General features: G+C 67.8%; 1 protein-coding gene. It reads right to left on the reverse strand.

Annotated elements, in window-relative coordinates:
• Nucleotides 1–194: 194 nt before the first annotated feature.
• The gene (locus ACTWP6_RS30400; RefSeq protein WP_006247667.1) at nt 195–560 is read right to left on the reverse strand and encodes a hypothetical protein; all 366 of its coding nucleotides are present in this window, start codon (nt 558–560) and stop codon (nt 195–197) included.
• Between the last annotated feature and the right edge of the window lie 124 nt (nt 561–684).

Below are 684 nucleotides of genomic sequence, written 5' to 3' on the forward strand. Positions count from 1 at the left end.
CCACCATCTGCCTGGCGCGACGGCGCACCAACGTTCTCTACGCCCTCATCCGTGACAACCGGACCTGGCAACCTGATTCACCCCCGGTCACCGCCGCGGCTTGACTTCTTCATTGAGAGTCCTTTCAAGGATGGGTGCTGGATGAGCTGGGGTGGTGATCGGGCCCCGCGCCGGGGCGGGGCCCGATCGGGTGGTCAGGACCGGTCGATGGCTGCGGTGAGTTCGTCGGTGGACACGGGGTTCCAGCCCACCGAGGCGACGGCCCAGGCGGTTTCGCCGATGACTACGACGTCGCCGACGGACAGGCTGCGGTGTCCGGCGTGGCGCCATCCGGTGGCCCAGGTGGTGGTGGGTTCGCAGTTGAGCTCGTCGAAGATGTGCTCGAGTGCGGCGCTGATGGCGGTCTGCTGGGGTCGGGTGTCGGTGGGGATGGGCAGGTTGAAAGTTGCGGCGGCGCGCAGCCGCGCGGGTGCAGCGCGGTTGAAGCCGAGGAAACTGGCAGGGGCCTCGTTGAGGTACACGGTGGTGGGCACGGTGGGTGTGGCGGTGGTGGTGGTCATGGTTGTTCTCCCGTTTCTCGTGGTGAGTGGTGCGCCGGTCAGCGCTGGGGAGCGGTCAATCGGGTGAGGGTGGGCGGTCAACCCCGAAGAGCCGACGTTGGACGGAGCAGGGTTTTCGGCCCGC

Source organism: Mycobacterium sp. 4D054 (assembly GCF_052245755.1).
GTDB lineage: Bacteria > Actinomycetota > Actinomycetes > Mycobacteriales > Mycobacteriaceae > Mycobacterium.

Excerpts from the sequence above, each read along its gene's own strand:
- ACTWP6_RS30400 (WP_006247667.1), bottom strand. The coding sequence starts at position 560 with ATGACCACCACCACCGCCACACCCACCGTGCCCACCACCGTGTACCTC.